Annotated in this window: 9 protein-coding genes; 4 read left to right on the top strand and 5 right to left on the bottom strand. The window is 68.6% G+C overall.

The annotated features are described in order from the left end of the window. Positions 1 to 319 (top strand): hypothetical protein (locus EV647_RS43225; protein ID WP_238177557.1); only part of this gene is annotated, 319 nt, incomplete at its 5' end. 498 nt (positions 320 to 817) lie between these two features. On the opposite strand, the gene EV647_RS35250 is transcribed toward EV647_RS43225, so the two are convergent. Continuing rightward, positions 818 to 1,495, bottom strand: a complete 678-nt coding sequence (locus tag EV647_RS35250; RefSeq protein ID WP_134010869.1) for a TetR/AcrR family transcriptional regulator C-terminal domain-containing protein — start codon at positions 1,493 to 1,495, stop codon at positions 818 to 820. A 159-nt stretch (positions 1,496 to 1,654) separates the two neighbouring features. On the opposite strand from EV647_RS35250, the gene EV647_RS35245 reads away from it, so the two are divergent. Then, positions 1,655 to 2,626 carry an NAD(P)-dependent alcohol dehydrogenase gene (locus EV647_RS35245; protein ID WP_134010867.1) on the top strand — a complete coding sequence of 324 codons (972 nt, stop codon included), beginning with the start codon at positions 1,655 to 1,657 and terminating at the stop codon, positions 2,624 to 2,626. Positions 2,627 to 2,632: 6 nt separating this feature from the next. On the opposite strand, the gene EV647_RS35240 is transcribed toward EV647_RS35245, so the two are convergent. Then, positions 2,633 to 3,658, bottom strand: coding sequence for an acyl-CoA desaturase (locus EV647_RS35240; protein ID WP_134010865.1), 1,026 nt, complete (start codon positions 3,656 to 3,658; stop codon positions 2,633 to 2,635). Between the two features lie 189 nt (positions 3,659 to 3,847). On the opposite strand from EV647_RS35240, the gene EV647_RS35235 reads away from it, so the two are divergent. Further along, positions 3,848 to 5,146 (top strand): sensor histidine kinase, encoded by a 1,299-nt coding sequence (locus EV647_RS35235; RefSeq protein WP_134010863.1) that lies wholly within the window; start codon positions 3,848 to 3,850, stop codon positions 5,144 to 5,146. Beyond that, the gene (locus EV647_RS35230) at positions 5,098 to 5,745 is read left to right on the top strand and encodes a response regulator transcription factor (protein WP_134010862.1); all 648 of its coding nucleotides are present in this window, start codon (positions 5,098 to 5,100) and stop codon (positions 5,743 to 5,745) included. Before EV647_RS35235 ends, EV647_RS35230 begins: the two co-directional genes overlap by 49 nt. Here the strand turns inward: EV647_RS35230 and EV647_RS35225 are convergent. From EV647_RS35225 to EV647_RS35215, 3 genes are read right to left on the bottom strand one after another with little or no spacing between them, the layout of a single operon-like run. Further along, positions 5,723 to 6,478: an amino acid ABC transporter ATP-binding protein gene (locus tag EV647_RS35225; RefSeq protein ID WP_134010860.1), complete on the bottom strand. Its 756-nt coding sequence runs from the start codon at positions 6,476 to 6,478 to the stop codon at positions 5,723 to 5,725. The genes EV647_RS35230 and EV647_RS35225 overlap by 23 nt on opposite strands. Further along, positions 6,475 to 7,326, bottom strand: coding sequence for an amino acid ABC transporter permease (locus EV647_RS35220; protein WP_166680500.1), 852 nt, complete (start codon positions 7,324 to 7,326; stop codon positions 6,475 to 6,477). Before EV647_RS35220 ends, EV647_RS35225 begins: the two co-directional genes overlap by 4 nt. Beyond that, on the bottom strand, positions 7,323 to 8,177 hold the full coding sequence (locus EV647_RS35215) for an ABC transporter substrate-binding protein (protein WP_134010858.1): 855 nt from the start codon (positions 8,175 to 8,177) through the stop codon (positions 7,323 to 7,325). Before EV647_RS35215 ends, EV647_RS35220 begins: the two co-directional genes overlap by 4 nt. Positions 8,178 to 8,184: the final 7 nt, after the last annotated feature.

Here is an 8,184-nt window from a genome sequence, read left to right as displayed (position 1 = left end):
GCCGCATCGCTGGGCCGCATCGCACGCCATCACTCTGAAGGCACGCCATCACCGGCGCCAGCAGACCCAGAACCACGTCCGCCGCGCCGCGACGCTGCTCGTGCTCCAAGACGAGGACGAGGCCGACGACTCCCTCTCACGCGCCAACGCCGTCGCCGGCAAATACCGTTGGCGGCCCCCGGCAGGCAGCTCACGACCCGCCACCGTTCTGAAGCCACCACGCCGGCCAGAACTCACCAACCGCCTCGGCCCGTTGACCCGACCCGACCGCCCGGCCGCACGACCGGCCGCACGACCGGCCGCACGACCGGCCGCATGACCGGGCGCATGACCGGGCGCATGACCGGGCCGTATGACCCGGCGGCATGGCTGGGTCGTGGCTGGGTCGCATGGCTGGGCCGGGCGCACGCCATCACTCTGAAGGCCCGCCATCACCGGAGCCATCACTGGCAAACGCCGTCGCTGGCACCGCTATCGGCGAACTCGGATTTCGCGTTTACCGCCACAACTAGCCCGCGCAACCACACACAGCTGCCAACGGCCCAACAGACTCCTGACGAGCCGCACCCCTGACCAGCAGGCCCTGACCGAAACGCCCCGGACCGGCACGCCCCACACCGGCACGCCCCACACCGGCACGCCCCTCACCGACACGCCTTCACCAGCACACCCCTGACCGGAACGCCCACACCGGCACCCCCCACACCAGCACGCCTCTCACCGACACGCCTTCGCCAGCACGCCCCTGACCGACACGCCCTGACCGGCACGCCCCGAGTCGCACGCGCCGTGCACCGCGGCGACAGCTCGGGCTCGGTTAGGTGGTTGTGGTTGCTCGGGTCGCTAGGGCGTCGAGGATGAGGTCGAGGCCCCAGGTGAACTCGTTTCCGAAGTCGTAGCCGGGGCGTAGGTAGTAGTCGGTGGCCATCTCGACGAGGTGGGGGTACTCGCCGGTCGAGAATCGTTCCATGATCGGCTCGGCGACGTCGGCGACGGTGTCCGAGCCCTCGAAGGGCAGACCAGCCTCCTGCAGCGCGAAGCCGTACGTGTAGCTGTCGAGCATCGCGTAGGCGTGAGCCGTCAACTCCTGGGAGAAGCCGGCGGCCCGGAGGGTTGCGATGACCGCGTCGTGGTGCCGCAGAGTCGCCGGCCCAGGACTGGTGCGCGACTCCATCAGGCCGATCGCCCAGGGATGGGCCCGCAGCACCCGGCGCGCCGAGTCCGCTCGCCGGCGGATCTCCGTACGCCAGTCACCGCCGGGCTCGGGCAGCTCGATCTCGCCGAACACGAGGTCGACGATGCCGTCGAGGATCTCGTCCTTGTTGGCGACGTAGTAATAGACCGACATCGGCTTCGTACCCAGGCTCTGCGACAGCGAGCGGATCGTCAGGGAGTCGATTCCACCGGCGTCGGCCACCGCGACGGCAGCCCACAGGACGCGTTCCCGGCTGAGCCGGGGTCGTTCGCCGGGGCTGTCGTCCGTCTGTTCAGTCATCTCACTCCAGCCGAGCCGTAGTGCTTTCGTACTTTGTACTGTAGCTTCTCGTACTAAGTACGACGACCCGACACGAGGACAGCCATGACAAGCACAGCGGCAGGAAGCCAGGCGTCAGACGCCACCACCCCCGGCGGGAGGCCGGCAGCTGCCGCTTCGATGCGCGCGATCGTGCAGGACTCGTACGGCGACGCCGGCGTACTGCGCCACGAACGCATCGCCCGTCCGCAGATCACCGGCAACGAGGTCCTGGTCCGGGTGCACGCCGCGGGGCTGGATCGCGGGACCTGGCACCTGATGGTCGGCAAGCCGTACCTGATGCGGATCGTGGGCCTCGGGTTCCGCGGCCCGAAGGCCCGGGTGCCGGGACGTGACCTCGCCGGAACGGTCGAGGCCGTCGGTCCCGCGGTGACCAGGTTCGCCGTCGGCGACGAGGTGTACGGCGTCGGCCGCGGCGCGTTCGCGGAGTACGCCGTGGCTGTCGAGGACAAGCTGGCCCACAAGCCGAAGAGCCTGTCGTTCGAGCAGGCAGCTGTGGTGCCGATCTCAGCAGGGACCGCACTCCAGGCGTTGACCGACCACGGCCGGATCGAGGCAGGGCAGCGGGTGCTGGTCATCGGCGCGTCCGGGGGTGTCGGCAGCTACGCCGTACAACTGGCCAAGGCCTTCGGCGCGGAGGTCACCGGCGTGGCGAGCACCGCGAAGCTGGACCTCGTGCGCTCCCTGGGCGCCGACCAGGTCCTCGACTACACCCGCGACGACTACGCCGACGGTACCCACCGCTACGATCTGGTCCTCGACATCGCCGGGAACCCCAAGCTGTCCCGGCTGCTCCGCGCGCTCACACCCAAGGGGACAGCGGTGCTCGTCGGTGGTGAGGACGGCGGCGATCTGACCGGCGGCATGAACCGGTCCCTCCGGGCGCTGATGCTCTCGCCGTTCGTCGGCCAGCGGCTGGCCTGGTTCGTCGCCCAGGTGCGGGCCGGCGACCTCGAGCGGCTCAACGAGTTCGTCGAGTCCGGTCAGGTGACGCCGAGCATCGACCGCACGTACCCGCTCGACCGCGTGCCGGAAGCCATGCGCCACCTCGCGTCCGGGCAGGTCCGCGGCAAGGCAGTCATCACCATCTGAGGACTGCTACGCGGTGGCGCGGAGTTCCTCGCCGACGTCGTGCATGTGACGCAACCCCAAGCGGTACGACTCGATCAGGCTCGTTGAGACGTAGGGCATTTCGATGCTCTCGCAGTACTTGCGCACGATCGGCTGGGCGAAGCGAAGGTTGGCGCGCGGCATGCTCGGGAAGAGATGGTGCTCGATCTGGTAGTTGAGCCCGCCCATCATCCAGTCGGTGACCAGACCGCCGTTCACGTTGCGTGAGGTGAGCACCTGCTTCTCCAGGTGGCCCCAGTTGCTGTCGTCGTCGGGCATCTCCATGCCCTTGTGGTTCGGCGCGAACACGCTGCCGAGGTGCAGCCCGAAGATCATGTGGTGGACGAGCGCGAAGACGACCGCCTGGCCCGGCGACAGGATCAGGAACAGCGCGGTGAAGTACAGCACCAGGTGCGCGGCCATCAGGCCGAGCTCGACCTTCTCCGTACGGCGGCGGGCGAGCAGGAAGCGGATGCTCGACACCTTGAGGTTGAAGCCCTCCAGGGTGAGCAGCGGGAAGAAGATCCGCGCCTGGTTACGGCTCAGCCAGCCTTCGAGTCCCTTGCGGCCGGAGGCCTGCTCGAGGGTCCAGACCAGTACGCCCTCGCCGACGTCCGGGTCCTTGTCGGTGTGGTTCGGGTTGGCGTGGTGCCGGTTGTGCTTGTCGTTCCACCAGCCGTAGCTCATGCCGAGCAGGAGGTTCCCGTGCAGCATCCCGATCCAGTCGTGCAGCTTGCGCGAGCTGGCGATCTGCTGGTGCCCTGCGTCGTGCCCGAAGAACGCCGCGCGGGTGGTCAGGATTCCCATCGGGAGCGCCAGCAGCAGTGCCCACCACGAGCTGCCGATCACGGCGACGGCCGCCCACGTCAGACCGAGCAGAACCGCGTTGATCCCGATCGCCATCGCGTACGCCGCCGTACGGCGCTCCAGGAGTCCGGCAGCCTTGATCTCCCGTAACAGTGGGGAGAAATCGGAACGGCGGGTAGCAGCAGGTGACGCGACAGGCTGTGCCATCAGGTCCTCGTCTCGGTAGCGGGGGAAGGCCTAGGCGTACAGCCGCGGCCAGCGTAGTGCATCAAGCCTCATCGCCCTAACCTCCGAAAGCATGAGAGTTACTACCCGAATCGGCTGTGGAGTCAGGCCCCAGGAGACAGTGGGGATAACACCACTGCAGGAGATCTCACGCTCGGTCATGATGGAGGCATGAGCACCGTTGCCACGACTGAGGCGCCGCCGATGCGCTATCCCAAGCTTGCGCAGCCGTGGATCGCGCTGTTCCTCGCGATCCTGGCCGAGCTGGGCATCGCCCTGTTCGTGCTCAGCGTGGTGTCCGTTCCGCTGATCGCCGTGTGGGTCGGGATCCCGCTGCTGCTCGTCGTCGTACCGGCCGCGCGGTGGTTCGCGAACTGCCACCGCACGCTACTGGCCGGCTTCCTCGGTGAGCGGATCCCGCGCCCGTACAAGAAGCCTCCGATGCCCGGCATGCTGATGCGGCTGCGGACGATCCTGACTGATCCGCAGACCTGGCGCGACATCGTCTGGCTGCTGGTGAACGCGGTGATCGGATTCACACTGTGCCTGCTGAGCGCCGTTCTCTTCCTGGCCACACTGTTCTACCTGGTCTACCCGCTGCTCGTCGGCGTCACGCCGGAGGGCGTGTTCACCGAGCCGTTCGGCGGGTTGTTCACGGTGAACTTCTGGACCAGCTTCCTGCTGATGCCGGTCGCCCTGCTGGCGTTCATGATCTGGAACGCCGCCGGCGAGCGGCTGCTGAAGGCGAACGCGTTCGTGGCCCGCTCACTGCTCGGCCCGACCGAGAGCGCCAAGCTGGCGATGCGGGTCCGCGAGCTGGCCGAGTCCCGGGCGGAAACCGTCGACACCCAGGCGGCCGAGCTGCGCCGGATCGAGCGCGACCTGCACGACGGCGCCCAGGCCCGCCTGGCGGCGCTGAGCATGAACCTCGGCATGGCCGAGGAGATGGTGGCCCGTGACCCGGCCCAGGCGGCTGCCCTGCTGACCGAGGCCCGCGAGTCCGCGAGTACGGCGCTGTCCGAGCTGCGCGACCTGGTCCGCGGGATCCACCCGCCGGTGCTCGCCGACCGCGGTCTGGACGGCGCGGTCAAGGCGCTCGCGATGTCCTGCCCGTTCAAGGTCGACGTGACCTTCGACGTACCCGGCCGTCCGCCGGCGCCGGTCGAGTCCGCGGCGTACTTCGCGATCGCCGAATGCCTCGCGAACGCGGTGAAGTACTCGGCGGCGACCACCGCCTGGATCCAGATCACCCACGAGGACGAGAAGCTGCACATGATCGTCGGCGACGACGGTGTCGGAGGTGCCGTGATCAGGCCCGGCGGCGGTCTGTACGGTATCGAGCGGCGGCTGGCCGCCTTCGACGGTACGTTGACCGTGGTGAGCCCGAGCGCCGGGCCGACCACCGTGATCATGGAGCTGCCTTGCGAGTCCTCATCGCTGAAGACCACGCCCTCCTCCGGGACGGCCTGATCCGCCTGCTGGAGGCGCACGACTTCGAGGTCGTCGAGGCGGTCGACAACGGGCCTCGTCTGGTGCCCGCGCTCGTGGAGCACCGGCCGGACGTAGCGGTGGTCGACGTACGGCTGCCGCCGACCTTCACCGACGAGGGCCTGCGGGCCGCGATCGAGGCCCGCAGCCAGGTGCCTGGGCTGCCGATCCTGGTGCTCTCGCAGTACGTCGAGCAGCTGTACGCGCGGGAGCTGCTGACCGGCGGCGGAGGCGGTGTCGGGTACCTGCTCAAGGACCGGGTGTCTAACGTCGCCGACTTCCTCGATGCGGTACGCCGGGTCGCAGCCGGAGGGACCGCGATGGATCCGGACGTGATCGGTCAGCTGCTGGCCCGGAACACCCGCGACGAACCGATCGGCCGGCTCACGCCGCGCGAGTCCGAGGTCCTCGGCCTGATGGCCGAAGGCCGCTCGAACGCCGCGATCGCCGCCGCCCTGTTCGTCACCGAGAAGGCCGTCAGCAAGCACACGAACAACATCTTCTCGAAGCTCGACCTGCCGCCGTCCGAGGACGACAACCGCCGCGTGATGGCAGTCCTCACCTACCTGTCGTCCCGCTGACCCGGCGCAGGAACTCCTGGGTGCGGGCCTCGCGGGGAGCGTCCAGGACCTGGGCGGGTGGGCCGATCTCGAGCGGCCGGCCGTGGTGCAGGAAGCAGACCTGGTCGGCGACGTCGCGGGCGAAGGCCATTTCGTGGGTGCAGACGAGCATCGTCATCCCCTCGGACTTCAGCTCGCGGAGCAGGTCGAGGACCTCGCCGACGAGTTCGGGGTCGAGCGCCGACGTGACCTCGTCGAGCAGCATCAGCTGCGGCGAGTTCACCATCGCGCGGGCGATCGCGGCGCGCTGCTGCTGACCGCCGGACAGCTCGTCCGGCTTGGCCGCCGCCTTGTCCGCCAGGCCGACGCGCTCCAGCATCTCCATCGCCCGGGCCCGCGCCGCATCACGCGGCACCCGGTGCACCCGGATCGGCGCCAGCGTGATGTTGTCGAGCACGGTCAGGTGCGGGAACAGGTTGTACGCCTGGAACACGATCCCGATCCCGGACCGCACCTTGTCCGCGTCGACCCGCGGATCCGTGATGTCGGCGCCGGCCAACTCGATCACGCCGTCGTCGACCGTCTCCAGGAGGTTCACGCAGCGCAGCAGCGTCGACTTCCCGGACCCCGAGGCTCCGATCAGTACGACGCACTCTCCCGCCGCGACCTCCAGATCCATCCCGTCCAGTACGACGTTGTCGCCGTACGCCTTCCGCACACCGCGGAGACTGAGCAGATTCTTGGGCAAACTCATACCGGTCCGCCTCCCCCGCCGTACCATCCCTGCCGTCGGGCGACGTAATCGGTCAGCCGGGTCAACGGGATCGTCAGCGCGACGAACAGCAGCCCGGCGGCGACGTACGGCGTGAAGTTGAAGTCCTCGGCCGTCTCTAGTTGCGCGGCCCTGATCGCGTCGATGACGCCGAGTACCGCGATCAGCCCGGAGTCCTTCTGCAGACTCACGAAGTCGTTCAGCAGCGGCGGCAGAACCCGCCGTACCGCCTGCGGAAGGACGACGAAGCGCAATGTCTGTCGATAGCTGAGCCCGAGTGATCGCGCCGCCGCCCGCTGCGACGGATGCACCGACTCGATACCGGCCCGGAACACCTCGGCGACGTACGACGAGTAGGTCAGGACGAGGGCCGCTCCGCCCCAGATCACCGCCTGGTTCGGCAACCCGCGTAACTGCAGGGCCGGTACGCCGAAGCCGAGCAGGAAGATCACCAGCAGCAAGGGCAGGCCGCGGAACACGTCCGTGTAGGCGGCCGCGAACACGCGCAGCGGGAAGAAGATCGGTCCCCGCGACGTCCGCATGATCGCCAGCGTCAGCCCGAACACCACGATCAGCACCGCACAGACCAGCATCACGCGCACGTTCAGCCAGAGGCCCTCGGCAACGACCGGCAATGCCTCCCAGCCACGATGGACGTCGAAGAACGTCGCCCGGACCCGCGGCCAGCCCGGCGTGGAACCGATGCCCACGACAACCAGCGCGAGCAGGATCACCGAGCTGACCAGCGCGATCACGGTCGATCGCCGCGCTTGCCGACGCCGGTACGCGATCCGCTCGCGCTGCAGCTCCGACGGTTGCCAGGTCGTCACGAGAGTTCGGGCGCGCCGGACTCGGTCAAGTACTGCTTCTGCAGGTTCGCCAGGGTGCCGTCGGACTTGAGCGCGTCGACCGCCTGCGTGACGCAGCCGGTCAGCTTCGAGTTCTTCTCGAGCACGAACCCGAACTGCTCCGCCTGCCCGCCGGCCGGCAACTGCCCGACGATCTTGCCGTCGTCGAGCTGCGCCGCGGTCATGTAGAACGCGGTCGGCAGGTCCACGACGATGCCGTCGATCTGCTTGTTCTTGAGCGCTTGGACGGCCAGGTCGTTGGTGTCGAACACGGCCGGCTTCTGCTTGGGCTTCACCTGGTCGCGCAGCGCGGTGTAACTCGTCGTACCGACCTGGGCCCCGAGCTTCGCATCAGCGAGGTCGGCGACGGACTTGGCGTTCGCGATCTTGCTGCCCGCGGTGGTGATCACGGTCTGGCGTACGTCGTAGTACCCGGAGGAGAAGTCGACGGCCTTGCGGCGGTCCTCCGAGATCGACACCTGGTTGACGTCCAGGTCGAACGCCTTCGGGCCGGGCGCGAACGCGGTGTTGAACTGCACGGTCCGCCACGTCACCTCGGCCTGCTCGAACCCGAGCTTCTTCGCCACCGCGTAGGTGACCGCGGACTCGTACCCCTTGCCGTTGCTCGGGTCGTTGCCGCTGAACCACGGTTCGTACGCCGGCTTGTCAGTGCCGACCGTCAGCGTGCCGGCCGTCTTTACCGCCAGCTTGTCCTTCGCACAGGCATCCGCGCCCGACGGCGTCGAGGACCCGGACGAGCTCTCCTCCGGCGCACACGCCCCCAGCCCCACGATCGCCAGCACCGCCAGCCCCACCACAGCACGCGTTCTCATGCGGAGA

Source organism: Kribbella sp. VKM Ac-2566, from assembly GCF_004366005.1.
Taxonomy (GTDB): Bacteria; Actinomycetota; Actinomycetes; order Propionibacteriales; family Kribbellaceae; genus Kribbella; species Kribbella pratensis.
Note: the sequence above shows the minus strand (reverse complement) of the source record. Positions and strands in the feature narration are given on the sequence as shown.

Coding starts and splice junctions, on each gene's coding strand:
- EV647_RS35250 (WP_134010869.1), bottom strand. CDS start 1,495: ATGACTGAACAGACGGACGACAGCCCCGGCGAACGACCCCGGCTCAGC.
- EV647_RS35235 (WP_134010863.1), top strand. CDS start 3,848: ATGAGCACCGTTGCCACGACTGAGGCGCCGCCGATGCGCTATCCCAAG.
- EV647_RS35215 (WP_134010858.1), bottom strand. CDS start 8,177: ATGAGAACGCGTGCTGTGGTGGGGCTGGCGGTGCTGGCGATCGTGGGG.
- EV647_RS35245 (WP_134010867.1), top strand. CDS start 1,655: ATGCGCGCGATCGTGCAGGACTCGTACGGCGACGCCGGCGTACTGCGC.
- EV647_RS35240 (WP_134010865.1), bottom strand. CDS start 3,658: ATGGCACAGCCTGTCGCGTCACCTGCTGCTACCCGCCGTTCCGATTTC.
- EV647_RS35225 (WP_134010860.1), bottom strand. CDS start 6,478: ATGAGTTTGCCCAAGAATCTGCTCAGTCTCCGCGGTGTGCGGAAGGCG.